This window comes from Enterobacter sp. K510 (assembly GCF_055804875.1).
The window spans coordinates 167,626-191,850 of record NZ_JBNRLQ010000008.1 but is presented as its reverse complement, the minus strand read 5'-3'; the positions used below and the strand labels follow the sequence as shown (position 1 = coordinate 191,850).

20 protein-coding genes are annotated in these 24,225 nt (G+C 61.4%); 8 read left to right on the top strand and 12 right to left on the bottom strand.

Going from position 1 to position 24,225, the window contains the following annotated elements:
- Window positions 1–8: 8 nt before the first annotated feature.
- Window positions 9–1,004, bottom strand: coding sequence for an ABC transporter permease subunit (locus tag ACQUTD_RS15540; protein ID WP_473277059.1), 996 nt, complete (start codon window positions 1,002–1,004; stop codon window positions 9–11).
- Window positions 1,001–2,503 carry an ATP-binding cassette domain-containing protein gene (locus tag ACQUTD_RS15535; RefSeq protein WP_473277058.1) on the bottom strand — a complete coding sequence of 501 codons (1,503 nt, stop codon included), beginning with the start codon at window positions 2,501–2,503 and terminating at the stop codon, window positions 1,001–1,003. Before ACQUTD_RS15535 ends, ACQUTD_RS15540 begins: the two co-directional genes overlap by 4 nt.
- Before the next feature lie 161 nt (window positions 2,504–2,664).
- On the opposite strand from ACQUTD_RS15535, the gene ACQUTD_RS15530 reads away from it, so the two are divergent.
- Window positions 2,665–3,753 carry an oxidoreductase gene (locus ACQUTD_RS15530; RefSeq protein WP_072569255.1) on the top strand — a complete coding sequence of 363 codons (1,089 nt, stop codon included), beginning with the start codon at window positions 2,665–2,667 and terminating at the stop codon, window positions 3,751–3,753.
- A gap of 2 nt (window positions 3,754–3,755) precedes the next feature.
- Here the strand turns inward: ACQUTD_RS15530 and ACQUTD_RS15525 are convergent, their stop codons facing one another.
- A complete protein-coding gene (locus ACQUTD_RS15525; RefSeq protein ID WP_072569256.1) occupies window positions 3,756–3,953 on the bottom strand; it encodes a YbdD/YjiX family protein in 198 nt (65 codons plus the stop codon).
- A 60-nt stretch (window positions 3,954–4,013) separates the two neighbouring features.
- On the bottom strand, window positions 4,014–6,119 hold the full coding sequence (gene cstA / locus ACQUTD_RS15520; protein ID WP_473277057.1) for a pyruvate/proton symporter CstA: 2,106 nt from the start codon (window positions 6,117–6,119) through the stop codon (window positions 4,014–4,016).
- A gap of 350 nt (window positions 6,120–6,469) precedes the next feature.
- On the opposite strand from cstA, the gene ACQUTD_RS15515 reads away from it, so the two are divergent.
- Genes ACQUTD_RS15515 through ACQUTD_RS15505 form a run of 3 tightly spaced genes read left to right on the top strand, consistent with a single transcriptional unit; the run spans window position 6,470 to window position 8,764 of the window.
- Window positions 6,470–7,177 carry a nucleoside recognition domain-containing protein gene (locus ACQUTD_RS15515; RefSeq protein WP_072569258.1) on the top strand — a complete coding sequence of 236 codons (708 nt, stop codon included), beginning with the start codon at window positions 6,470–6,472 and terminating at the stop codon, window positions 7,175–7,177.
- Window positions 7,174–7,638 carry a YjiG family protein gene (locus ACQUTD_RS15510; RefSeq protein WP_072569259.1) on the top strand — a complete coding sequence of 155 codons (465 nt, stop codon included), beginning with the start codon at window positions 7,174–7,176 and terminating at the stop codon, window positions 7,636–7,638. The genes ACQUTD_RS15515 and ACQUTD_RS15510 overlap by 4 nt, the downstream gene beginning before the upstream one ends.
- Before the next feature lie 13 nt (window positions 7,639–7,651).
- Window positions 7,652–8,764 (top strand): M20/M25/M40 family metallo-hydrolase, encoded by a 1,113-nt coding sequence (locus tag ACQUTD_RS15505; protein WP_473277054.1) that lies wholly within the window; start codon window positions 7,652–7,654, stop codon window positions 8,762–8,764.
- 23 nt (window positions 8,765–8,787) lie between these two features.
- Here the strand turns inward: ACQUTD_RS15505 and entH are convergent, their stop codons facing one another.
- From entH to entC, 5 genes are read right to left on the bottom strand one after another with little or no spacing between them, the layout of a single operon-like run.
- Window positions 8,788–9,201, bottom strand: a complete 414-nt coding sequence (gene entH / locus ACQUTD_RS15500; protein WP_072569261.1) for a proofreading thioesterase EntH — start codon at window positions 9,199–9,201, stop codon at window positions 8,788–8,790.
- 2 nt (window positions 9,202–9,203) lie between these two features.
- A complete protein-coding gene (entA, locus tag ACQUTD_RS15495) occupies window positions 9,204–9,959 on the bottom strand; it encodes a 2,3-dihydro-2,3-dihydroxybenzoate dehydrogenase EntA (protein WP_473277050.1) in 756 nt (251 codons plus the stop codon).
- Entirely contained in the window at window positions 9,959–10,810 is an 852-nt protein-coding gene (locus ACQUTD_RS15490; RefSeq protein ID WP_318373754.1) for an isochorismatase, read from the bottom strand. Before ACQUTD_RS15490 ends, entA begins: the two co-directional genes overlap by 1 nt.
- 13 nt (window positions 10,811–10,823) lie before the next feature.
- The gene (gene entE, locus ACQUTD_RS15485; protein ID WP_473277048.1) at window positions 10,824–12,434 is read right to left on the bottom strand and encodes a (2,3-dihydroxybenzoyl)adenylate synthase EntE; all 1,611 of its coding nucleotides are present in this window, start codon (window positions 12,432–12,434) and stop codon (window positions 10,824–10,826) included.
- A gap of 9 nt (window positions 12,435–12,443) precedes the next feature.
- Window positions 12,444–13,619 carry an isochorismate synthase EntC gene (gene entC, locus ACQUTD_RS15480; protein ID WP_473277046.1) on the bottom strand — a complete coding sequence of 392 codons (1,176 nt, stop codon included), beginning with the start codon at window positions 13,617–13,619 and terminating at the stop codon, window positions 12,444–12,446.
- Between the two features lie 207 nt (window positions 13,620–13,826).
- Here entC and fepB point away from each other — a divergent pair, with 207 nt between their 5' ends.
- On the top strand, window positions 13,827–14,765 hold the full coding sequence (fepB, locus tag ACQUTD_RS15475) for a Fe2+-enterobactin ABC transporter substrate-binding protein (RefSeq protein ID WP_412176424.1): 939 nt from the start codon (window positions 13,827–13,829) through the stop codon (window positions 14,763–14,765).
- Here the strand turns inward: fepB and entS are convergent.
- A complete protein-coding gene (gene entS, locus ACQUTD_RS15470; protein WP_318362779.1) occupies window positions 14,738–15,979 on the bottom strand; it encodes an enterobactin transporter EntS in 1,242 nt (413 codons plus the stop codon). The two genes, fepB and entS, sit on opposite strands and share 28 nt — an antisense overlap.
- Before the next feature lie 113 nt (window positions 15,980–16,092).
- On the opposite strand from entS, the gene fepD reads away from it, so the two are divergent.
- The 3 genes from fepD to fepC are packed head-to-tail and all read left to right on the top strand — an operon-like array spanning window position 16,093 to window position 18,886.
- The gene (gene fepD / locus ACQUTD_RS15465) at window positions 16,093–17,100 is read left to right on the top strand and encodes a Fe(3+)-siderophore ABC transporter permease (RefSeq protein ID WP_318376893.1); all 1,008 of its coding nucleotides are present in this window, start codon (window positions 16,093–16,095) and stop codon (window positions 17,098–17,100) included.
- The gene (fepG, locus tag ACQUTD_RS15460) at window positions 17,097–18,089 is read left to right on the top strand and encodes an iron-enterobactin ABC transporter permease (protein WP_318376892.1); all 993 of its coding nucleotides are present in this window, start codon (window positions 17,097–17,099) and stop codon (window positions 18,087–18,089) included. The genes fepD and fepG overlap by 4 nt, the downstream gene beginning before the upstream one ends.
- Entirely contained in the window at window positions 18,086–18,886 is an 801-nt protein-coding gene (fepC, locus tag ACQUTD_RS15455; protein WP_473277045.1) for an iron-enterobactin ABC transporter ATP-binding protein, read from the top strand. The genes fepG and fepC overlap by 4 nt, the downstream gene beginning before the upstream one ends.
- Window positions 18,887–18,976: 90 nt before the next feature.
- Here fepC and wzz(fepE) read toward each other — a convergent pair whose 3' ends face one another.
- Window positions 18,977–20,110, bottom strand: coding sequence for an LPS O-antigen length regulator Wzz(fepE) (gene wzz(fepE), locus ACQUTD_RS15450; RefSeq protein ID WP_473277044.1), 1,134 nt, complete (start codon window positions 20,108–20,110; stop codon window positions 18,977–18,979).
- Window positions 20,111–20,340: 230 nt separating this feature from the next.
- Window positions 20,341–24,225 carry an enterobactin non-ribosomal peptide synthetase EntF gene (gene entF / locus ACQUTD_RS15445; RefSeq protein WP_473277043.1) on the bottom strand — a complete coding sequence of 1,295 codons (3,885 nt, stop codon included), beginning with the start codon at window positions 24,223–24,225 and terminating at the stop codon, window positions 20,341–20,343.

Sequence of the window (24,225 nt, the reverse complement as noted above, 5' to 3'; positions counted from 1 at the left end):
ATAATGAATTAACGGCGCTGGAAATAAGTGAGTGCAAGAGCGCCGGCCAGCACCAGCCCCTTAATAATGTCCATGGCGTAATAGGGCACCGACAGCATCACCAGCCCGTTCGACAGCACGCCGAGGATGACCGCGCCAACCAGCGTACCTAGCGCATTAGGTTTACCGGAGCCCGCGAGCGAAAAGCCGATCCACGCCGCCGCCACCGCATCCATCAGATAGCCGCCGCCCGCGTTTACCTGCGAGGAGCCAATGCGCGAGGCCAGTAAAATCCCGCCCAGCCCGGCCAGCAGCGAGGCAATCACATAGGCCGCCACTTTGTAGCGCGTGGTGCGAATGCCGGAAAGGCGCGCCGCTTCCGGGTTGCCGCCGATGGCGTACATACGGCGACCATGTGTGGTCAGCGACAGCGCCAGCTGCGCCAGCACCGTGACCACCAGCATGATGATGACGATCACCGGCACCTGGCCGAGCAGCGCAAAACTCTCCGGGATCAGCCCTTCCGCCATTTCGCCGCTGGGCAGCAGCATGTTTTGCGTGATCGAGCCGCCGTAGCTGTACGTCATCGCCACACCCTGAATAACGAACAGGCTGCCGAGCGTGGCGAGCATGTCGGGAATACGCAGCACGACGATGAGAAAGGCGTTGAACAGCCCCACCAGCGTACAGAGCGCCAGGGTCACCAGAATGGCTTCCGTGGTGCCAAATCCGTGCCAGACAAACAGCGAAATCACCAGCGCGTTTGCCAGCGACGCCGTCGATCCTACCGACAGGTCAAAACCCCCCACGGTGAGGGAAATGGACACGCCGATGGCGATCACCGTGACAATGGCAATGGAGCGCAGAATATTGATGATGTTGAACGGATCGAGGAAGTTATCCGAGGCGAGGCCAAACACGGCGATCAGCACCACCACGGTCAGCAACATGCCCCATTTATAAAGAAAATCGAAAAACTGCTGACGGCCCGATGCCGTCGCATTCACTGAAAGGGCCTTGCTCACGACGCCGTACCTCCGGTCGAATAATAAAGTAATGTCTCTTCACGGGCGTCCGCCCCGGCGATCTCCGCCACGATTTTGCCGTCCCACAACACGCAGATGCGGTCGCACAGTCCCACCAGCTCGGCGAACTCGCCGGAAGCGTAGATCACGCCCTTCCCTTCCCGCGCCAGGCCGTCGATAAGCTGAAACAGATCGGTTTTAGCTTTCACGTCCACGCCTTTGGTCGGCTCATCAAAAATCAGTACGTTCGCGTTACCGCGCAGCCATTTGCCAATCGCCACTTTCTGCTGATTGCCGCCGGAAAGCCGCCGCAGCAGTTGCGCTGGTCCGGTGGTGCGCACGCCGGTGCGGGCGATCACCTCCTGCGCCCAGCGCCAGGCCTTGCGATGGCTGAAGATCCCGCCCCGGGAGAAGCTGTTGTCTGCGCTGACCGCCAGATTCATGCTCATCGATTCGTCAATGAAAATGCCCTCCTTGCGGCGCTCCTCCGGCACCAGCGCGATGCCGCGCAGTACAGAGTCCGCCGGATCGCGCGGTTTCCACGGCTGGCTGTTAAGCTCCCCGCGGGTGATACGGCTTTTGCTGGCGCCGAAAAGCGCCTTGCACAGCTCGGTTTTGCCTGCGCCCGCCAGCCCGGCAATGCCTAAAATCTCGCCCTTGCGCAGCTGCAGGGAGATGTCTTTTAACAGGCCTTCATCGTGCAGCCCCTCCACCCGCAGCAAGGTCTCGTCGCTGTGGCGGGCGCGTTTCGGCGGGTAAATATCGCTCAGCTCATGACCCAGCATCTTCTCGACGATCTCCTCGCCGCGCAGATTGTCCATTGGCCCGGATTCGATCAGCCTGCCGTCCCGCAGCACCGTGAAGGTGTCGCAGATGGCTTTCAGTTCATGAATGCGGTGCGAGATAAACACCACGGCGATCCCCTGCTGTTGCAGGCGTTTGACCACCGCAAACAGCCGCTCGCTTTCGTGCTGATCGAGGGGGGCTGTGGGTTCATCGAGGATCAAAAAACGGCAGCGGTGCGACAGGGCGCGCGCCAGCAAAATTTGCTGTTTTTCGGCCAGCGTGCAGCTGTCAATCGGGCGTCGCACGTCCAGAGTTATATCCAGCTGCGCCAGCGCAGCACGCGCCTGCTGACGCACTTTCGACCAGTGATACGCATGGCCCGGCTCCGCCAGCCGGTCGAGCATAATGTTTTCCGCAATCGACAGGCCGGGGATCAGCGCCACGTCCACTTCCTGCTGCACCAGATGAATACCCAACTGTTTTGCGTCGCGGGGCGAACGAATGGACACCACCTGGTTATTGATGGCGATCTCCCCTTCGTAATGCTCGTGGGTGCCGCACAGCACCGCCATCAGCGTGGATTTGCCCGCGCCGTTCGCCCCGGTCAGGGCATGAACCGAGCCGCCGCGCAGGGTAAAATCGACCTGCGACAGCGCTCTGACACCGGCAAAGGCGAGCGTGATGGCGCGCATGTCGAGATGGTTAACGCTCATTCGCTGGAGATCCCTGTCATTAATAGATTGATTTCATGAATTTTTCACAGCGCGGCTTGACTGACAACTACGGAAAAGGCATAAGATAAAGCAAAATATTATTAGCCATCCGGATGTCCAGACATAACATCAGGTTAGCGATCACGCACAAGGACACACTCATGAGCAACACCGATATTCGCGTCGTACCCGGCCCCGCCAACTACTATTCCCACGCCGGCAGTCTGGCGCGCCTGCATGATTTTTATACCCCCGAACAGCTTTCCCGCGCGGTCTGGATCTACGGCGAACGTGCCATCGCCGCCGCCACGCCGTACCTGCCGGAAAGCTTTCATACGCCGGGAGCAAAGCACCTGCTGTTTAAAGGCCATTGCAGCGAGCGCGATGTCGCGGAGCTGGTGGCGCAGTCGGGAGAAGATCGCAGCGTGGTGATAGGCCTCGGCGGCGGTGCGCTGCTGGATACCGTGAAAGCGGTGGCACGTCGTCTGGCGCTGCCGGTGGTGGCCATTCCGACCATTGCCGCCACCTGCGCGGCCTGGACGCCGCTCTCCGTCTGGTATAACGACGCGGGACAGGCGCTGCATTTTGAGATTTTCGACGACGCCAATTTCCTTGTGCTGGTAGAGCCGCAGATCATTCTTGACGCCCCGGCGGAATATCTGCTGGCAGGCATCGGCGATACCCTGGCGAAGTGGTATGAAGCGGTGGTGCTGGCCCCTGAACCGGAAAGCCTGCCGCTGACGGTACGGCTTGGCATCAACGGCGCGCTGGCGATCCGCGATGTGCTGCTGGAAAGCAGTGAAGCGGCGCTGGCGGATCAGGCACGGGGCGAGGTGACGCAGGCGTTTCGCGATGTGGTGGACGCCATCATCGCCGGCGGCGGCATGGTGGGCGGCCTGGGCGAGCGCTATACCCGCGTGGCGGCGGCGCATTCGGTGCATAACGGGCTGACCGTGCTGCCGCAAACCGAGAAATACCTGCACGGCACCAAAGTCGCCTACGGCATTCTGGTGCAGAGCGCCCTGCTCGGCCAGGACGAGGTACTGGCGCAGCTCATCGCCGCCTATAAACGTTTCAACCTGCCCACCACCCTGGCACAACTGGAGGTGGATATTCACAACGCCGCCGAACTGGATAAAGTGATCGTCCACACCCTGCGCCCGGTGGAATCCATCCACGCGCTACCGGTGCCGGTGACGCCCGCCTCCCTGCGTGCGGCCTTTGAAAAAGTGGAAAATCTCAGCCGCTGATCTTAACAGCAGCGCGCGCCGCCTTTGCTGCCGTAGCGCGCGTCCTGCCGATCGCGGAAAAATTCTTCATAGGTCATCGGCGGCTGATCGGGGTGGTTCTGGCGCATGTGCTCAACGTAGTTATCGTAGTCAGGCACGCCGATCATCAGCTTCGCGGCCTGGCCCAGGTATTTTCCGGCTTTAGAAAGCGTATCGAACATAGTGACTCCGTTAGGATATTTTGGCCCGGCACTCTTACCAGAGCGCCGGGCGTTACCGCATCAGTGCGCGCTTTTCGCCTGCGTCACAATCTGATCGACATTTGCCGGCATCGGCTCGTACGGCGTCTCATTAGCAGTAGGACGATCGACCTTCATCGCCGCCAGCGCGGTTTTAATGGAGTAAAACGCCAGCACCACCACAACCATCATAAAGAAGATGGTCAGCCCGGCGTCGAGACGGTTGTTGAACACCAGCTGACGCAGCTGTGCGGCGGTGTACTGCGCCGGAATGTTGCCGCTGTCGATCATGCCCTGGAAGCGGTTGGCGATCGCCAGGAAGCCCACTTTCGCATCCGGGCTGAAGGCCTTCTGCCAGCCCGCCGTCAGGGTGCAGATCAGCAGCCAGGCGGTCGGCAGCAGCGCCACCCACGCATAACGCTGACGCTTCATTTTGAACAGCACTACCGCGCAGAGCATCAGCGCCATCCCCGCCAGCATCTGGTTAGCGATGCCGAACAGCGGCCACAGGGTATTGATACCACCCAGCGGATCCACCACGCCCTGGTGCAGGAAGTACCCCCATGCCAGCACGCAGAGCGCCGTCGCCAGCAGGTTGGCGGGCAGCGAATCGGTACGTTTCAGCCCCGGGCTTATCACCCCCAGCAGATCCTGCAACATAAAGCGCGCGGCGCGCGTTCCGGCATCCACTGCCGTGAGGATAAACAGCGCTTCAAAGAGGATGGCGAAGTGATACCAGAATGACACGTCCATCAGGCCGCCAAGCGCGCCGTGCAGAATATACGCCATCCCCACCGCCAGAGTCGGCGCGCCGCCCGCCCGGGAAATGATCGACTGCTCGCCCACTTCATTAGCAATTTGCGTGAGCGTTTCCGGGGTAATACTAAAGCCCCAGCCGCTGACCACCTGCGCCGCCGATGCAACTACGTCGGCTGTCCCCGCCGGTGCCAGCACCGCCATCGGGCTGTTCATCGCGAAGTAGACGCCCGGATCGATAATACAGGCCGACACCAGCGCCATGATCGCCACGAACGACTCCATCAGCATGCCGCCGTAACCGATCAGACAGGCCTGATTTTCATTCGCCAGCATTTTCGGCGTGGTGCCGGAAGCGATCAGCGCATGGAAGCCGGACACCGCGCCACAGGCAATGGTAATAAACAGGAACGGGAACAGGTTGCCCGTCCACACTGGCCCGGTGCCGTCGATAAATTTCGTCAGCGCTGGCATGGTCAGGGTCGGGCGCATAATCAGAATGCCAATCGCCAGCCCGACAATGGTGCCGATTTTCAGGAAAGTGGAAAGGTAATCGCGCGGCGCCAGCAGCAGCCACACCGGCAGCACCGCCGCCACAAAGCCGTAGCCCACGAGGATCCACGTCAGCTGCACGCCGGTAAAGTCAAAGTACGGCGCCCAGGTCGGACTGTCCGCCACCCAGCCGCCGGAGATGATAGCGAACACCAGAAACACCAGGCCAATCACCGACACTTCGCCAATACGTCCCGGACGCAGATAACGGATATAGATCCCCATAAAGAGCGCCAGCGGAATGGTAAAGGCAACGGTGTAAGTCCCCCATGGACTGTGGGTGAGGGCTTTCACCACGATCATCGCCAGCACCGCGAGGATGATCACCATGATCATAAAGCACGCCACCAGCGCAATCACCCCGGCGGTCGGCCCCATCTCCTCTTTCACCAGCTCGCCGAGGGATCGTCCGTCGCGGCGCGTGGAAACGAACAGCACCATAAAATCCTGCACGGCACCCGCCAGTACCACGCCTGCGAGGATCCAGATCATCCCCGGCAGATAGCCCATCTGCGCCGCCAGCACCGGCCCCACCAGCGGCCCTGCCCCGGCAATGGCCGCAAAATGATGACCGAACAGCACTTTTTTATCGGTCGGCACATAGTCCAGACCGTCGTTATGCCGCACCGCGGGCGTCATACGTGTGGCATCCACCGCCAGCACCGTGCGGGCGATATACTGTCCATAAAAACGATAAGCAATCAGATAAATACAGACCGCCGCCACCACAATCCACAGGGCGTTGATCTGTTCACCACGGTTTAATGCGATATAGCCCAGGGCGAAGGCGCCAACAACAGAGAGCGCGGCCCATATGAGGTATTTCCCTGAATTTTGCATAATCGGTATCCGTTGGCTGAGACAGAGAGATGTTACATTTTGTATCTATATCAACCGCCTGCTTTTAACAATGTTGAAACCTTAAAAACGCCTGTCAGCCCCGCCTATTTACTCCACAGTGTTACGGCGATCACTCTGCGCAGGTCGTCAGGCTGCAACAGCCGCCGCGTTTCAGATCCGGCGTAACATTCCGCCCGCCCCGCCAGCTGGTACAACCTCGGTCGTTATTCTGATTTATGGCTTTTTAGCAATTTTCTATAGGAGTCAACGGCTTGCTTCACGGTTTTTGCCCGGCCCATCACGGATAATCCGTTAAGTTTGTGAGGATTTATTTAATCAAGGAGAAGCAAATGGATGTAACACCAGACGATCGTAAACCGGGTCCCGTGGCCTACTTCGCGCTGGCCTTTGCAGCGGTGTTTTTCTCAGGGCTGCTGGGCGGTAAAGAGTGGTACGGGGTGTTTGACTTCACCACCCTGAACGGCGCTTTTGGCAAAGTGGTGTCCGGCGTCAGCCAGAACGGCGAAACGCTGAAAACCACCACCAGCGCCTTTCGCGGCGTCGGCGGTAACGGGGCGATGGACGGCTTTCTGTTCGCCCTTGGGCTGATCCCGGCGGTGATGTTTGCGCTGGGGATGATTAACGTGCTGGAGCATTACGGCGCGCTGAACGCCGCCCGCCGTCTGCTCACGCCGCTGCTGCGCCCGCTGCTGGGGCTGCCTGGCACCACCGGGCTGGCGCTAATCGGCAGCCTGCAAAGCACTGACGTCGGGGCGTCCTTAACCCGTAATCTGGCGGATGAAGGTCAGCTGGATGAAAACGAAAAAGACGTGTTCGCCATGTTCCAGTTTTCCGCCGGAGCGATGATCACCAACTTTTTCTCCTCAGGCGCCATTCTCTTTACGCTCATCGCCGCCGATGGCAGCACCGCTGTACCCACCTCTATCGGCATGTGTATCCTGGTGATGTTTATTATGAAAATTGTCGGCGCGAACCTGATGCGCCTGTTTATCCGCTTCACGCAGAAAAAAAGCGCCGCGCAAGGAGCTGCACAATGAGCCACCCGACCTCTAATCCCGTTATTACCGATGTGTTTGTCGCAGGCGCGCGCAAGGGCTGGAATATCGCCACCACCAGCACACTGCCTAACGTGGTGATGGCGTTTATCATCATCAAAGCGCTGGAGATCACCGGCGCGCTGAAGGGACTCGGGCTGATTTTCTCGCCGCTGATGGGGCTGTTCGGGCTGCCGGGGGAAGCGGCGGCGGTGCTGATCGGCGGCTGGATGTCGATGGGCGGCGGAATTGGCGTCGCCATCGGCTTATTCGATAAGGGCATTATCACCGGCGAACATCTGGCGATCATGGCCCCGGCCATTTATCTGATGGGATCGCAGGTACAGTACCTCGGGCGCATTCTCGGGGTGATTGGCACCAGCGCCCGCCGCATTCCGCTGATGATCGTTATCTCGGTTATCAACGCCTTCATCGCTATGTTACTGATGCGTATCATTATCTAGAACAGGATGTCTTATGAATATCGAACACTATATTGCTGAACTGGAAAGCCTGGTCAACGTCGATTGCGGCACGCAATGCGTGCAGGGCGTGGCGCAGGTCGCCGACAGACTGGCGGCGCTGTGGCGTCAGGAAGGCTGGCATGTGACTACCGTTGATCTCGGCACTGCGGTAGGGCCGGGACTGCTGGTGACCAATCAGCCGCAGGCCACCCATTATGATGTCCTGCTGGTCGGCCATATGGACACCGTGTTTCCGGCGGGTACAGTCGCCCAACGCCCGATGAGCCGCGACGACAGCCGCCTGTACGGGCCTGGCGTCTCGGACATGAAAAGCGGGCTGCTGAATATTCTCCAGGCGATGCGCGAACTGCCCGCCGCCGATAAACATCGCCTGAGCATTGCGGTGGCGATGAACCCGGACGAAGAGACCGGCTCGGTGCATTCGGAAGCCTGGTTAAGCGGCCTGGCAAGCACCGCGCGGGTGGTGCTGGTGTGCGAAGCGGCGCGCGCCGACGGTTCGCTGGTGAAAGCGCGTAAAGGGCTGGCCGGTTATCAACTGACCTTCAGCGGCGTCGCCGCCCATGCGGGTAACGATCCGGAAAAAGGCCGCTCCGCCATCACCGCGCTGGCAAATGCGGTGATCGCCATTAATGCGCTGGCGGATATGCCGCGCGGCACCACGCTGAATATCGGCGTAGTCAGCGGCGGCAGCGCGTCTAATGTAGTGGCCGACCATGCCACCGCCGAGCTGGATCTGCGCTATTGGGAAAACAGCGAATACGATCGCGTCCACGCCCGGCTGGAAGCGCTGTGCGCTGAAGGTTTTCTTGACGGTGTGACCACCACCCTGACGCGCGTGAACTACAAACCGGCGATGGCGGCAAGCGAGGGTACCGCCGCGCTGATGGCGCTGGTGGAACAGGCGGGTGCGGCAGAAGGCATTCCGGTGACCTGGCAGGCGGTAGGCGGCGGCAGCGACGCCAACCATATTGCCGCGCTCGGCATTCCGACGCTGGACGGCTTAGGCCCGGTCGGCGCGGGCTTTCACAGCCCGGCGGAATGGCTGGATATCGCTTCCATCGAGCCGCGTATCAGGCTGCTGAAGCGGATTGTGTCGATGCTGTAAGCGGCGCTGGTGATGGGGTAAAACTACCCCATCACCGCCGTACTTAACCGACAGGTGCAACAGCGCCGTCCCTGCTCGTCAAACACCACGATTTCCCAGCTCTGGCTTTGCCGTCCGAGGTGCAGCGGCTGGCAAACGCCGCGCACCCTGCCCTGCGATACCGGGCGGTGATGCGTGGCGTTCAGCTCCGTGCCCACCACGCACTGCCCGTCGCGGGTCATCAGAAAACCGGCCATCGAACCCAGAGTTTCCGCCAGCGCCGCCGACGCGCCGCCGTGCAGCAGGCCGAACGGCTGATGAGTGCGCGCATCCACCGGCATCACCGCTTCCAGCACCTCATCCCCGAGACGGGTATAGACAATGCCCAGATGCGCCACCATGGTGTTGGCGCTGGTGGCGTTCAGTTCGTCGAGGGATAAATGACGTTTCCAGATCATGCTTATGCTCCCAGCGTCGAACCGCCGTCCACCACCAGATCCTGGAGGGTGATGTGCCCTGCCATATCGGAGGCGAGAAACAGCACGGTACCGGCGATGTCGTCAGGCCGGGCGATTTTCCCCAGCGGAATGCCGAGCTTGAACTGCTCGCCGAAACCGCGAATGCGCTGCTGTTCCGCATCGTCGCTGGTCCACAACGTACGCTGCATGTCGGTATCCGTGGAGCCGGGCGAGACAAGGTTACAGCGCACGCCACTGGCGGCCAGCTCCAGCCCGACGGTCAGCGTCAGGCTTTTCAGCGCCGCTTTCGACGCGCCATAGGCGCTCATCCCCAGACGCGGCGTGTGCGCGGCGTCGGAGGCGACAGTAACTATCGCCCCGCCCTTCTGGGCGCGGAATATTGGCATGGTCTGCTGAAAGAGATTAAAGGCCCCGCCGACGTTCACCGCCATGGTCTGCTGCCAGTCGGCAAGGCTGAGGGCATCGGTCGCGCCCATGCGCAAAATCCCGGCGGCGTTCACCAGCACGTCAAGCCGTGGAGTATGCGCCAGCAGACGCTGGCAGGTGTCCGCCACCTGTGCGGCATCGGCAATATCCAGCCGCTCGCAGGCGAAGGGATAATCCGCCTGCGGAAAGTCCAGATCGAAGCCGGTCACCAGCGCGCCCGCATCGGCAAAGGCCAGCGCGGTGGCGTAACCGATGCCTTTACCGGCCCCGGTCACCCATATGGTTTTGCCGCTAAAATCCAGCCCCGCCATTATTTCACCTCGCGGGAGAGCAGCGCCCACCAGGCGTCGAGAGTCGGGTTTTTCGCCAGCATCACGAAATCAATGTCGCTGTAGACTTTGCGCCAGCGGGCGGCGAGCGCCATCATGCGCACCGAATCCAGACCGTAATCGATCAGGTTGTCATCATCCAGCGGCACGTCGGATTCATCCAGCAGCGGCAGGATCTGCGCACGCAGCGCGTCCTTAGTCAGCGGTACCGGCAGCAGTTCGTCGGTCATCACCACGCGGCCTGAACGTCCGGCCACGTAGTTGAGCGCCATCAGGTGCTCGTCGCGGCTGAAATCCGCCAGCGCATCGGCGACCATAAACGGCTTGATGTCGCGCATAAAGGCATCGGTGGCGGTGGTCATGCAGCCGATGTGGGCATACACGCCGGTGATCAGCAGCTGGTTACGCCCGGTCTCTTTCAGCATTTGCTCAAGCGGGGAGCGGTGAAACGCGCTGTAGCGCCACTTCACCAGCACGGTGTCGTCTGCGTCAGGCGCAAGGGCCGCCACCACCTGTTGTTCTTCCGGTTTGCGGGTCAGGCCCGGCCCCCACATGTCGTTCAGCAGCGCGCGATCCTCGTCGCTCTGCTCTTTGGGCTGCGCGGTGTAATAGACCGGAATGCCCTGCTGTTTGCAGAACTGGCGCAGCGCGGCGATGTTCGCCACCACCTGCTCCATCATCGGGCAGTTATCGCCCCAGAAATTGATGAAATAGTCCTGCATATCGTGAATAAGCAATGCGGCGCGCTCAGGCTCAAAGGCCCAGTTCACTTTGTTGTGCGGGATCTCTGCCGCGGCGGGCAGCGCATAGCCGGTTAATTTCGGGATAGCCATCTCTTCTCCAGTGTTACGCCTGTGACTTTTCAGCCAGCATCTGACGCAGTTTCTTCTTATCAACTTTGCCGACCGGGGTCAGCGGCAGCGCGTCCACGCACTCCACGCGATCCGGTAGCTTAAATTCCGCCACGCCCTGCTCGCGCAGAAAACGTCGTATCTCCACCGGACGCACCGGCTGGCGCACCACCAGATACGCGCAGCTTTTCTCGCCCAGCAGGCTGTCTTCCATGCTCACCAGCGCGGCGTGGATCACCGCCGGGTGGCGCAACAGCAGGTTTTCGATCTCTTCGGCAGCGATCTTCTCTCCGCCGCGGTTAATCTGATCTTTTTCCCGTCCCTGCACGGTGATATAGCCATCGGCGTCAATGGAGATCAGATCGCCGGAACAGTAAAAACCGTTGGCGTCAAAGGCGCTGGCGTTGTGCTCCGGGCTGTTAAAGTAGCCACGGAAGGTGTACGGGCCACGGGTCATCAAGCGCCCCACTTCGCCGGTCGGTAGCGGATTGCCCTGTTCATCGGCGACCCACACTTCATCGTCCGGGCACATCGGGCGGCCCTGGGTGTGATTCACCCGCGCCGGGCCATCATCCAGACGGGTATAGTTCACCAGCCCTTCCGCCATGCCGAACACCTGCTGTAACTGACAGCCGATCTCTGCCGGAATACGCGCGGCAAGGGTGGCGGACAGGCGCGCGCCGCCCACCTGCAACAGCTTCAGCGAGGCCAGCTGCGCATTGCTGCCCCACTCGGCAATCGCCTGCAACCACAGGCTGACCGCGGGGGGCACCAGCGCAGTGACGTTAATCTGATGTTTTTCGATCAGCGGGAAGCAGAGCGTGGCGCTTGGATCCGCCGCCAGCACCACACAGCCTTCTGCGAGAAATACCCCCAGCGCGCCGGGGGAGCTGAGCGGATAGTTATGGGCGGCAGGCAGCGCGCACAGATAGCGCGTGTCGGCGGTAAATTCACAGATCTCGTTGCTGCGGCGGATGCTGTAGTAGTAATCGTTGTGAGTGCGCGGGATCAGCTTCGGCGTGCCGGTACTGCCGCCGGAGAGCTGGAAAAACGCCACTTCATCGGCAGGGGTCGGCAACAGAGGCGTACCGTCCGCCGGGCGTTCAATGGCCGCCTGTAAGGCATGTTCGCCCTGGTCATTACGCAACAGCACCACGCGCACGCTGGCATGTTCGGCGACAAAGCCATTCAGGAAGCTGTCATCCTGGAACAATTTATGTTCGCGATCGGCAATCACCAGCGCCGGGCGGATCTGCGCGGCATAGGCGTTGAGTTCACTCTGCTGATGGCTGAACAGCGCATTGACCGGCGCGACGCCCATTTTCAGCAGCGCAAAAAAGGTGATGTAAAACTCCGCGACGTTGCCCAGCTGCACCAGCGCGGTGTCGCCGTGGCGAATGCCCTGCGCCGTCAGCGCGCAGGCGAGGTTATCCGAAGCCTGATCCAGCTCGCGGTAGCTTAACGCGCGCTCGCCTTCAATCACCGCCGTGCGGTCAGACTGCCCATGACGGGTGAGAATGTCGGTCAGCGGCAGATCCTGCCAGTAGCCTTTTTCACGATAACGGCGGGCGAAGTCATCCGGCCAGCGGGTAAAAGGAAGGGTCATGATCGCTCCTTAATTCAGACCAAAAACATTAAGCATGGTGGAAAGTTTGACGCCGGTTTCGCGCCACTCCGCCGCCGGGGAGGACGCAGGCACAATGCCCGCCCCGGCAAACAGGCGAACGTTACGATCCTGGATGCGCGCGCAGCGAATGGTCACCACCCACTCGCCGTTGCCCTGCTCATCACACCAGCCGACGATGCCGCCGAACAGCTCACGGTTGAACGGCTCAAGCTCCGCGATAACGCGCTTCGCCACCTGATGCGGGAAACCGCTCAGCGCCGGCGTCGGGTGCAGCAGACAGGCCAGCGAAAGGGCGTTTTCTTCAGCGGCAGCGAGGCCTTCGACCGGTGTCGCCAGATGCCACAGCGTCGGCGTATTCACCAGCTGTGGCGAAGCCGGTATCGACAGCTCATGGCTGCGTGGCCTGAGCACGGTTTTCATCGCCTGCACCACCAGATCGTGTTCGTGACGATCTTTCTCCGAGGCCAGCAGTTTGTTACCGGCCTCGCGATCCAGCATGTCATCCGGCTGACGACGGGCCGAGCCTGCCAGCGGCAGCGAACTGAACCGCTCATCTTCTTTACGCAGCAGCAGCTCCGGGCTGGCACCGAGCAGCACGCCGCCATCCGGCAGCGGCACATGGAAGTTAAAGCTCGCCGGATTCTGCGCGATCAGCCGTTCCAGCAGCGCCCCGCTGTCAACCCGGGCGTCGGTGGCAATGTCAATCAGCCGCGAGAGCACCACCTTGTCAACGGTCGGCGTCGCGGTCAGGCGTGCGGCTTCCGCCACCATCGCCATAAAGGCGTCCTGCTCCGGAATGGCCTGGCGCGAAACCACGTTCGGCGTCGGGCTGCCCTGGAAATAGCGCGCGGAGTGCTGCTTTGCCGGACGGGTGAACGTCTGCCAGGACTGCGGAATAAAGAGCGCCGACGGTTGCGTGGTATCAAACGGGATCGCCCCCACCATCACCGGTTTTGCAATGCCCTGCGCTTTTGCCTCGGCAAAGGCCCCGGCCAGTTTGCGCTGGAACGGGCTGTTCAGATCGTCGCCGTTAACGGCAGGCTCTGAGAAGCGCGCAAAGCAGCCGGATGTGGTAAAGCTGCGGTATGGCGACATAAAGAAAAACCGGTCGGGCGACAACGCGTCTGTACGCTGCGCGATCCCCTCTGCCACTGACGTATCCATATCTTCCTCCGAAAATGATAAAGGCATTAAGAATAATTATCATTTATATTTTGGTCGGTAAGCTAAAAGTTATTGTCAGCAGTGTCAACTCTGGTTGATGCAACTTCTGCGGCTAACGCTTGCATCCGCTTCGCACAATGATGAAAATGAGAAGCATTAACTGCAATAAATACAGGATACCACGCCGTGAGATTTGCTTCGTTACGCCTGCATGCTGTGCTGGCGCTCAGCCTTTTCGTTTTAGGACTTTCCGCAAGCCACGCCGCCGGATGGCCGCGTCAGGTGACTGACAGCCGGGGCACTCATACTCTGGAAAGCAAACCGCTGCGTATTGTCTCCACCAGCGTGACGCTTACCGGATCGCTGCTCGCCATTGATGCGCCGGTGATCGCCAGCGGCGCGACCACGCCGAATAACCGCTTTGCCGACGATCAGGGCTTTCTGCGCCAGTGGGGGCAGATAGCAAAACAGCGTCAGGTTTCCCGGCTCTACATTGGCGAGGCCAGCGCGGAAGCCGTGGCGGCGCAGATGCCTGATTTGATCCTCGTCAGCGCCACCGGCGGCGACTCGGCGCTGGCGTTGTACGATCAGTTCTCCGCCATCGCGCCGACGCTGGTCATCAATTACGACGATAAAAGCTGGCAGGCGCTGCTGACGCAGCTCGGCGAGATCACCGGCCAGGAGAAACAGGCGCAGGCGCGCATCGACGAATTCAATACGCAGCTGGCGGCGGTGAAGCAGAAGATCACCCTGCCGCCGCAGCCGGTAAGCGCGCTGGTCTATCACCGGGCGGCGCACAGCGCCAATCTGTGGACCCGCGATTCCGCGCAGGGGCAGCTGTTAGCCCAGCTTGGCTTTACGCTCGCCACTCTGCCGGAGGGGCTGAACGCCAGCCAGAGCCAGGGTAAACGCCATGACATCGTGCAGCTGGGCGGCGAAAATCTGGCGGCGGGGCTGAACGGCGAAGCGCTGTTTTTATTCGCCAATGACGACAACGACGCCGCGGCCATTGAAGCCAACCCGCTGTTAAGTCATCTCAGCGCGGTGAAAAACAAACGCGTTTACGCGCTGGGCAGTGAAACCTTCCGCCTCGACTTTTACAGCGTGACGCTGCTGCTTCAGCGGTTCGCCACGCTGTTTGGCTGATGGAAACGTCGTAACTCTTTAAGTAGCACCACCAGCAGCAGTCCGATGACCGCCAGCACCCAGCCGCCAACACTGGCGGAGGCCGCTGGCGTCATCAGCGCCCCCATACCGCCAAGCAGTGCCGCGCCAATGGCATCGCCGGTGACGTTCTGCGCCGTCCATAAGCCGTTAATGCGCCCGAGCATCGCCTCGGGGGTTTGCGTCTGGATCAGCGTGTACTGCAACAGCGAACTCACCGCGCTCAGCCAGCCAAAGAGCGCGAGGAACAACACCCCCAGCGCCCAGACAGGCATCAGGCTGAACAGCGCCACCGCCACAAAGGCGGCGACGGTGGTAAACAGCATGATCGCCCCCGGACGCGCACGCTGCGCCATATTGCCGCTGGTCAGCGCCCCCAGCGCCGCACCGAGCGGAACGGCGGCATACAGCAGGCCGATTTCCGACGGTGACATCTGCCAGTTCACCGCCAGCGCCGGATAAAGCACGCGCACGGCGCTCGCCATGGTCAACAGTCCGCCGAGCAGCGCAATGCCGCCGATCAGCGGACTGCGCAGTAAAAACTGAAAGGCCGCCAGCAGGGATTTCAGCGGATGTTCCCGCGGCTGCGGCGGCGGAGGCAGCAAGGGTAAACGCAGCAGCGTCAGTGTGGTGAGAAAGGTTCCCGCCGCCGCCAGCCCGTAATTCCACACCACGCCGCCGGACGCCAGCAGCAGGCCGCCGCACAGCGGGGAGATCACTGATCCCAGGCGTACGGTCAGCATGGTGATCGCCCCCGCCTGCATCAGATTTTCACGCCCGACCAGCGCGGGCGTCGCCGCCAGCAGCGCCGTCACGCCGAGCGCGCCAAAAAAGCCGTCCCACAAACCGAGCAGATAAATCGCCACCAGCGAGGGTTCCGGCAGCGCCGCATTAATGGCCAGGCCGATAAAACCCAGCCCACAGGTGCCGCGCGCGATCAGGATCAGGCGCTTACGCTCATAGCGATCCGCCAGCACGCCGCCCACCATCAGCCCGACAAACATCGCCCCGCCGGTCAGGGTGACCGCAAGGCCCACTAGGGCGCTGGAGTGGGTCATAGCCTGGATCTGCACCGGCACGCCAACGCCCAGCAAACCGAGGGATAAAATGGAGATAAAGCGGGCGATAAACACCGCGCGGAACGCCGGGTGGGTTTTCAGCAGGCTCATATTGAGCAGCCAGGATTGTCGGTTCATTACAGGGCCTTTTATTGCGATTTCTCATACCTTTTCAATGGCCGCACATGCTAACATACCCGAACAAGATCGATAACGATAACTACTATCATTATCAACTCAAGGACGTTGTGATGTCTTTTTCGCTCAGCCTGGCGCGTCCGATTATCGTGACCGGGTTATTGTTATTGCTGCTCCTTGCGGCTGCGCTCAGCTTACTTATCGGGGCGAAACCCTTGCCCTTTTCCGCCGTCATGGACGCCTTCACGGGCAGCTGCCAGACCGCGGACTGCACTATCGTGCTGGATGCCCGTCTGCCCCGTACCCTGGCCGGACTGCTGGCTGGCGGCGCGCTGGGCCTTGCTGGCGCGCTGATGCAAACCCTGACCCGCAACCCGCTGGCCGATCCCGGTCTGCTCGGCGTGAACGCTGGCGCCAGCTTCGCCATCGTGCTGGGCGCGGCGCTGCTCGGTTTAACCTCTCCCCATGAACAGCTGGCGCTGGCCTTTAGCGGCGCGCTGGCGGCGTCGTTAGTGGTGGCCTTTACCGGCAGCGCGGGCGGCGGGCAGCTCAGTCCGGTGCGGCTGACGCTGGCGGGCGTCGCGCTGGCCGCGGTGCTGGAAGGCTTATCCAGCGGCATCGCGCTGCTCAACCCCGATGTTTACGATCAGCTGCGCTTCTGGCAGGCCGGATCGCTGGACGTGCGGCAGATCCACACCCTGAAAATCGTCCTGCTGCCGGTGCTGATCGCCGCGGGTATCGCCCTGCTGCAAAGCCGGGCGCTGAATAGCCTGAGCCTCGGCGCGGACACTGCCACGGCGCTTGGTAGCCGGGTGGCGCGCACGCAGTTGCTGGGCTTACTGGCAATTACCGTGCTGTGCGGCAGCGCCACGGCGGTGGTCGGCCCGATTGCCTTTATTGGCCTGATGATGCCGCATATGGCGCGCTGGCTGGTGGGGGCGGATCACCGCTGGTCACTGCCGGTCACGCTGATCGCCACCCCTGCCCTGCTGCTGTTTGCCGATGTTATTGGCCGTCTGCTGGTGCCCGGCGAGCTGCGGGTATCGGTGGTCAGCGCCTTTATCGGCGCGCCTGTGCTGATCTGGCTGGTACGCCGCCATCGTCGCGGAGGTGGCTGGTGAACGCCCCTTCCCGTCGTCTGATTTTAAGCTGCCTGCTGCTGGCGATCGCCTGTCTGCTGGTGGCGGTGTGGAGTCTGCAAAGCGGCGCGGTTCCGCTGACGCTGTCTCAGGTGTTTGCCGCCCTCACCGGCGATGCGCCGCGCGGTATTATGCTGGTGGTCAATGAGTGGCGTCTGCCACGTGTCGTCATCGCCCTGCTGACCGGCGCGGCGCTGGGGATCAGCGGGGCCATTTTCCAGTCGCTGATGCGTAACCCGCTCGGCAGCCCGGACGTGATGGGCTTTAACACCGGGGCATGGAGCGGCGTGCTGATCGCCATGGTGTTTTTCGGCCAGCATCTGACGGCCATTGCGCTGGCGGCGATGGCGGGCGGTATTCTCACCTCGCTGGTGGTCTGGCTGCTGGCGTGGCGCAACGGCATTGAAACCTTCCGGCTGATTATTATCGGCATCGGCGTGCGCGCCATGCTGGTGGCCTTCAATACCTGGCTGCTGTTGCAGGCATCCCTTGAGACGGCCTTTACCGCCGGGCTGTGGAACGCCGGATCGCTCAATGGTCTGACGTGGGCGAAAACCCTGCCCGCCGCGCCGGTACTGCTGGTGATGTTTGTCTGTGCCGCGCTGCTGGTGCGCCGCATGCGGCTACTGGAGATGGGCGATGACAGCGCCTGCGCGCTGGGGGTCAGCGTTGAGCGTTCCCGCCTGCTGATGATGCTGGTGGCGGTGGTGCTGACCGCCGCCTCCACCGCCCTGACCGGCCCGATCTCTTTTATTGCGCTGGTCGCCCCGCACATCGCGCGGCGTATCAGCGGCACCGCGCGCTGGGGGCTGACCCAGGCGGCACTGTGCGGCGCATTGCTGTTGCTGGCCGCCGATCTCTGCGCCCAGCGGCTGTTTGTACCCTATCAACTTCCGGTCGGCGTGGTGACCGTGAGCCTGGGCGGGATTTATCTCATCGCCCTGTTAATTAAGGAGTCCCGCAAAAGATGACTTTCTCTGATACCCGATTGCGCGGCGAGGCCTTAACCCTCGGCTATGGCAAAAAAATCGTTGCCGAAAACCTGAACGTCATCCTGCCCGACGGGCATTTCACCGCCATTATCGGCCCCAACGGCTGCGGAAAATCGACGCTGCTGCGCACGTTAAGTCGCCTGATGACCCCGACGCAGGGGCATGTTTATCTCGACGGCGAGCAGATCCAGCGTTTCAACAGTAAAGAGGTGGCCCGCCGCATTGGACTACTGGCGCAGAACGCCACCACGCCGGGGGATATTACGGTTCAGGAGCTGGTGGCGCGCGGGCGCTATCCGCATCAGCCGCTGTTTACCCGCTGGCGGGCAGAGGATGACGCGGCGGTGCAACGAGCGATGGAGGCCACCGGCGTTACGGCGCTGGCCGGGCAGAGCGTGGACACGCTTTCCGGCGGGCAGCGTCAGCGGGCGTGGATCGCTATGGTGCTGGCGCAGGAAACGGCGATCATGCTGCTGGATGAGCCGACCACCTGGCTGGACATCAGCTATCAGATTGACGTGCTGGAGCTGTTAAGCGAGCTGAACCGCGAGCAGGGCTATACGCTGGCCGCCGTGCTGCACGATCTCAATCAGGCCTGTCGCTATGCCACGCATCTGATTGCGCTGCGGGACGGGAAAATTGTGGCGCAGGGCGCGCCGAAAGAGATTGTGACGGCCGAGCTGATCGAGAAAATTTACGGGATGCGCTGCGTGATTATTGAGGATCCGGTGGCCCATACGCCGCTGGTGGTGCCGCTGGGCCGCGGGCTACGGTAGGTTTGCTGCGCCCGGCGGCGCTGCGCTTGCACGGGCCTACAGTAGCCTCATTCCGTAGGCCCGGTAAGCGCAGCGCCACCGGGCAAAAACTTAGTGAGAAGGTTCCAGCGTCAGTTCCGGCGTCAGCGTGCGGGTGACCATCGCGTTACGCAGTAACACAAAGCCACAGGCCACCATGCCGCCGATGATTGCCGCCAGCACCACGATCAGCGCCTTGCCCGGACCATCTTTTTTCACCGGATAGGACGGCGCCAGCTGGTATTTGAAGGGTTCGAAATCGACGTTTTTCACGCTGACTTTTTCCAGTTCGGCCAGATGAAACTCGCGGTTACGCAGTTCAGCGTTCAGATCGGAAATATCGCGCAGCGATTTCTCGATTTTTAATTTCTCCTGGATCCCATCCGCACCCAGCGCAATGGAGAAATCCGGATCGTCATTCACCACCTGACCATTGCTGTAAACCGGACGTTTAATCCCCGCCGCGTTCGCCACTTCCAGCGAATAGTTAAGACGCTGGATCTTAATATCACGCTGGTTGGTTAATCTGACGCGATCAAGCATTAATTTTTCTTTTTCAAAATGCGTTTTCAGCGCCACCGTATTACGGATGCTGTCGAGCGCTTCTTTTGTCACCAGCGCCGCTACATAATTAATGTATCCCTGTAACACCGCCTGCGCATCTTTCGCCGTTGGCGCGGTAAAGCTTAAATTCCAGGCGACGTAGGGAAGATCAATGTCGTTTTTCAATTTCGCATTGTCAGCGGCTTTCATATTATCCGACAGACGCACAATTGCCCGCTGTAATTCCAGTGGATCAAGGTCAGCGTCTTTCAGCTGCCCCATCACGTCCGGCGATGACATGAAATACTCCTGCATCAGGGCACGGGAATTGAAGGCCTTAATAAAACGATTGAAAATGTCTTTCTGATCAACGCCAACATCGATATCCAGCACGCGCAGCTGCATTAACGTCTGTTGCAGTTCGTTCCATTGCAGCTCTTCCGCCGGGGTGATGACCGCCTGACTGGTCCATCGTTGCGGCATCATAAAGGTTGCCAGCACACCCAGTAGCGCAAAGGCCAGCGCAATACCAATAATTTGTTTTTTAGCGCACCATAAAACGTCGAGCAGCGCCAGCAGATCGATTTCATTATTACGATGGGTTTCAAGCGGATAATTACTGAACTCCACATCCCTGTCTTGCTTAATATTCGTTGAGGACATTTTATTAACTTCTTTAAAGTATATAGGCCGAATAAGCTCATCCTGTGTTCTGCTCAATGGTATTACAAAGTGAGAATAATCTGAATCCCTGAGAGGTGAAATGTGCTGTCTAGCTACAAATTTTTGTAGTTTTTTGACTGAAGTATGATGCAGATGCTTCAGGCTGGCTGATATATAAGCAGAATAATTGCCCGCAATGATTGCTCATCACGGGCGATAAACTTATTACATCACTGCAACAATTTCTGCATTATCGGCCCGATAGATTCAAAGGCGCGGGGAGAGATAATATCGACGTGGGCGCAGCGCTGCGGATAACACTCAAGCTCCCGTACCCAGGGCGACCAGGCGCGGGCGGGATCCATCCCTGATGGCCGCGTATGTTCGGCCACAAACAGCGTCGCTTTGCCGTCAAACGGCAGGCTGCGTGCGCTGGTGAGCAGGCGCACCGCGTCACCGTAGTTGCCTTCGATGGCGTTGAACAGCGCCGCCGACCCGCTCCCCTGCTGCGCGGCCAGAAACGCCTCCCGCTCGCGGTCAATTTCCGCCAGCACTTCCGGATCCAGCCCGTTGGCCTCTTTTTCCGCCCAGTTTTGCGTCTCCGGCGGCCAGGTGTCCAGCAGTCCCAGAAACGCCACCGCCTCGCCACGATGACGTAAGCGGGCGGCGATGCCCTGCGCCAGCGTACCGCCGAGGGAATAGCCGAACAGATAGTACGGACCGTGCGGCTGACGCTCCAGCAGCGTGGCCAGATGATGCTCACACACCTCATCCAGGGTGGCGGCGGTCGCCATCGGACCATCCGGGCGCGGCGACTGAATACCGGTGATCGACCAGCGCGGAGGCAGATAGCGCGACAGCACGCTGAACTGCCAGGCAAAGCCCGACGCCGGATGGAAGCAGAACAGCGTTGGCCCGTCGCTTTCACGCAGCGGCAAAATCGTCTCATAACCCAGACGTTGCGCCTGCTCGTCGTTATCGGCGTCGAGCAGCGTTGCCAGCGCAGCGACCGTTGAGGCGACCATGATTTGCCCCGGCGTAACCTGACGCCCACTCTCGCGGCTGAGCAGTGCCGCCAGCCGCATCGCCAGCAGCGAATGCCCGCCGAGCGCGAAGAAATCTGCCTCTGCATCATTCACCTCGCAGCCCAGCAGCTCGCTGAACGCCTGCGCCACGCGGATCTCACTGGCCGTCTGCGGCGCGCGTCCGCCTGCTTTCGCGATCAGTTCCGGCACCGGCAATGCTTTGCGATCCAGTTTGCCGTTGGCGCTCAGCGGCAGATCCGCCACCTGCACCAGCACCACCGGCACCATATGCGGCGGCAGGCGCGCGCTGAGCTGCTCACGCAGCGCCTCGCGATCCAGCGGCAGGCCCGATTCGGAAACCAGGTAGCCCACCAGCTGACGCGCGTCGCCGCCACCGGTCGCGGCCTGATTGAGCACGCAGGCGTGGGCCACTGCCTGCGCCACGTCCGGCAGGCTCTGCATCACGCGATCGATTTCGCCAAGCTCAATACGCTGGCCGCGAATTTTCAGCTGATCGTCGCTGCGTCCGAGGTATTCCACCGCGCCGTTATCCAGCCAGCGCGCCACATCCCCTGTGCGGTACATGCGCTCGCCCGGCGCAAAGGGATCGGCAATAAAGCGGCTGGCGGTGAGATCGGCGCGGCCCAGATAGCCCTGCGCCAGCTGAATGCCGGTGAGATAGAGATCCCCCGCCACGCCCGGCGGCACCGGCTGCATCATGGCATCAAGGATGCGCAGGCCGGTATTCCACACCGGGAAGCCGATGGGCACGCTGTTGCCGCTGACGGCCGCCAGCGCCTCGCCGTGGGCCGGATACCAGCTGACATCCACCGCCGCTTCCGTCGGACCGTACAGGTTATGTAGCGGCGCGCCGGTCAGGTGCTCCCATTCCCGACACAGATCTGCCGGTAAGGCTTCGCCGCTACAGAACACCTGTTTCAGCGTGCGGCAGCTTGCGCGGGCAGTTTCCGGCGTCAGCGCGGCGACAAAGGCCGCCAGCATCGACGGCACAAAATGGGTAGTGGTCACGCCCCACTGCGCGAAGAAGTGTTGCAGCGCCTGCGGATCACGGTGGGCGTCCGGCTCCGCCATCACCAGTTTCGCCCCGGCGATAAACGGCCAGAAAAATTCCCATACCGAGACGTCAAAACTGCACGGCGTTTTTTGCGCCACCACGTCGTCGGCGCTCAGCGGATAAGCCGCCTGCATCCACAACAGGCGGTTGACGATTGCCGTCTGCCCGACCATCACCCCTTTCGGGCGACCGGTGGAGCCGGAGGTGAAAATAATGTACGCCGTGTGTTCCGGACGCGAGAGATCAAGCCCCGGCGCGTCGCTCACCGGCAGCGGCGCGGTATAACACAGGGTGTTGAGATGCGGCAGATCCGCAAAGCGCCCCTGCTGATCCGGGGCGGTGATCAGCAGCCGCGGACGGGCATCTTCCAGCATCATGCGCAGACGATCGTCAGGATAGCCGGTATCCAGCGGCAGCCAGGCGGCCCCCGCTTCAACGATGGCATGCAGCGCCAGCGTCAGGAATACCGAGCGCGGCAGCGCCACCGCCACGCTGTCGCCGGGCTGTACGCCCTGCTCGCGCAAGAGCTGCGCCAGCGCGATCACCTGCTGGCGCATTTCGCGATAACTGAACTGCCAGCGGGCATCCGCCAGCGCGGGGGCGTGCGGCGTTTTCAGCGCCTGCGCCGTCACCAGCTGGCTGAGGGTGGTTTCCGGCAGCGTTCTGCCGGTATCGTTAATGCGCGCAATCTGCTCAAGCTCGTCGGCCGATATGAGCTGCGCATCGCCGCAGCGCAGATCCGGCGTGCCGGCAAACTGGCGCAACAGCGCGTCCAGCCGCGCGGCATGCGCGTTAAGCGTGCTTTCGTCGTAGCGTTGACGGTTCGCCAGCACCTCAATACTCAGACCGCCCTCCTCGTCCGGGATCAGGGCGATTTCCAGATCGTTCACCGGCCCGGTCGCCAGTGTATGAGTGCTGCCCGCCACGCCGTCCAGTTCCAGCTGATAATCAAACATTTTGACGTTCAACACCGGACCGAACAGCGGTTCATCCCCCGCCGCGCGTCCGGCGTCGCGTACGATCTGCTCGGCGTCGTACCGCTGATGGCGGCGCATTTTTTTCAGGCTGGCGGTGAGTTTTTGCGCAAGCTCCGGCAGCGTGGCCTGCGCATCAATATTCACCGCCAGCGGCAGCACGTTCAGCACCGGGCCGGTGGCGGTCAGCGCCGCCGATCCCATGCGGCGCATAAAGATAAATCCGGCGGCGTAGTCCAGGCGTCCGCACAGACGCCCCAGCCACAGCGCCACTAACGCCAGCGCGAGATCGGCCCGCTGGCAGCCTGGCGCGCTGGCGGCAAGCCGTGAGAAGGCCGCAGCATCCAGCGTCTGTTTGAGGCGCAGAATATCGGTGGTTGCGGCGCGACCCGGCAGCGGCGTGCCGGACAGGGATACCGGCGGCGGCAGCGTGCGCTTCACCTCGCCCCAGAATGCGCCGTCACGGGCATACGCCTCGCTGTCGCGGTAGCGCTGGTACTCGTCCACCACTTCCGCGAAGGGGGTAAAAGGGGACGGCGGCGTCGGTGCTCCGCTGCGCCAGGCGCGGTAAATGGCGGCGATCTGCCGGGTTATCGCCGGAAAACTGAAGCCATCCACCAGCAAATGGTGATAACGCTGATACCAGTACCAGCGATCCTCACCGATGCGGAACAGCGCGTGATGCACCAGCGGTTTTCCGCTGTCGACGCGCAGGTTCTGATCCAGGTCTGCCTGCATCTGCGCCAGCGCGGCGCTGTGGGGACAGGCGGCATCACGCACATCAATAATGGACGGTACGGCAAGGGTCAGCGCCTCATCAACATACTGGAACACCTCGCCGTTATCTTCCACAAAGCGCATACGCAGGGTATCGGCCTGCGTCATGCCGGTGGCAATCGCCTCGCAAAGCAGCGGGGCATCCAGCGCGGCGCTGGTAATGTCTACATAATGCGCCACGCTCCAGGCGTTGGGCAGCGTGGAGAGTTTTTCAGCCATCCAGATCCCGGGCTGAGCGGCAACTAAGGGGAGTCGAGCGGACAT

What these genes read in the sequence shown, in the direction of transcription:
- ACQUTD_RS15535 (WP_473277058.1), bottom strand. Translation starts at nt 2,503, where the DNA reads ATGAGCGTTAACCATCTCGACATGCGCGCCATCACGCTCGCCTTTGCC.
- ACQUTD_RS15530 (WP_072569255.1), top strand. Translation starts at nt 2,665, where the DNA reads ATGAGCAACACCGATATTCGCGTCGTACCCGGCCCCGCCAACTACTAT.
- ACQUTD_RS15525 (WP_072569256.1), bottom strand. Translation starts at nt 3,953, where the DNA reads ATGTTCGATACGCTTTCTAAAGCCGGAAAATACCTGGGCCAGGCCGCG.
- cstA (WP_473277057.1), bottom strand. Translation starts at nt 6,119, where the DNA reads ATGCAAAATTCAGGGAAATACCTCATATGGGCCGCGCTCTCTGTTGTT.
- ACQUTD_RS15515 (WP_072569258.1), top strand. Translation starts at nt 6,470, where the DNA reads ATGGATGTAACACCAGACGATCGTAAACCGGGTCCCGTGGCCTACTTC.
- ACQUTD_RS15510 (WP_072569259.1), top strand. Translation starts at nt 7,174, where the DNA reads ATGAGCCACCCGACCTCTAATCCCGTTATTACCGATGTGTTTGTCGCA.
- ACQUTD_RS15505 (WP_473277054.1), top strand. Translation starts at nt 7,652, where the DNA reads ATGAATATCGAACACTATATTGCTGAACTGGAAAGCCTGGTCAACGTC.
- entH (WP_072569261.1), bottom strand. Translation starts at nt 9,201, where the DNA reads ATGATCTGGAAACGTCATTTATCCCTCGACGAACTGAACGCCACCAGC.
- entA (WP_473277050.1), bottom strand. Translation starts at nt 9,959, where the DNA reads ATGGCGGGGCTGGATTTTAGCGGCAAAACCATATGGGTGACCGGGGCC.
- ACQUTD_RS15490 (WP_318373754.1), bottom strand. Translation starts at nt 10,810, where the DNA reads ATGGCTATCCCGAAATTAACCGGCTATGCGCTGCCCGCCGCGGCAGAG.
- entE (WP_473277048.1), bottom strand. Translation starts at nt 12,434, where the DNA reads ATGACCCTTCCTTTTACCCGCTGGCCGGATGACTTCGCCCGCCGTTAT.
- entC (WP_473277046.1), bottom strand. Translation starts at nt 13,619, where the DNA reads ATGGATACGTCAGTGGCAGAGGGGATCGCGCAGCGTACAGACGCGTTG.
- entS (WP_318362779.1), bottom strand. Translation starts at nt 15,979, where the DNA reads ATGAACCGACAATCCTGGCTGCTCAATATGAGCCTGCTGAAAACCCAC.
- fepD (WP_318376893.1), top strand. Translation starts at nt 16,093, where the DNA reads ATGTCTTTTTCGCTCAGCCTGGCGCGTCCGATTATCGTGACCGGGTTA.
- fepC (WP_473277045.1), top strand. Translation starts at nt 18,086, where the DNA reads ATGACTTTCTCTGATACCCGATTGCGCGGCGAGGCCTTAACCCTCGGC.
- entF (WP_473277043.1), bottom strand. Translation starts at nt 24,225, where the DNA reads ATGTCCGCTCGACTCCCCTTAGTTGCCGCTCAGCCCGGGATCTGGATG.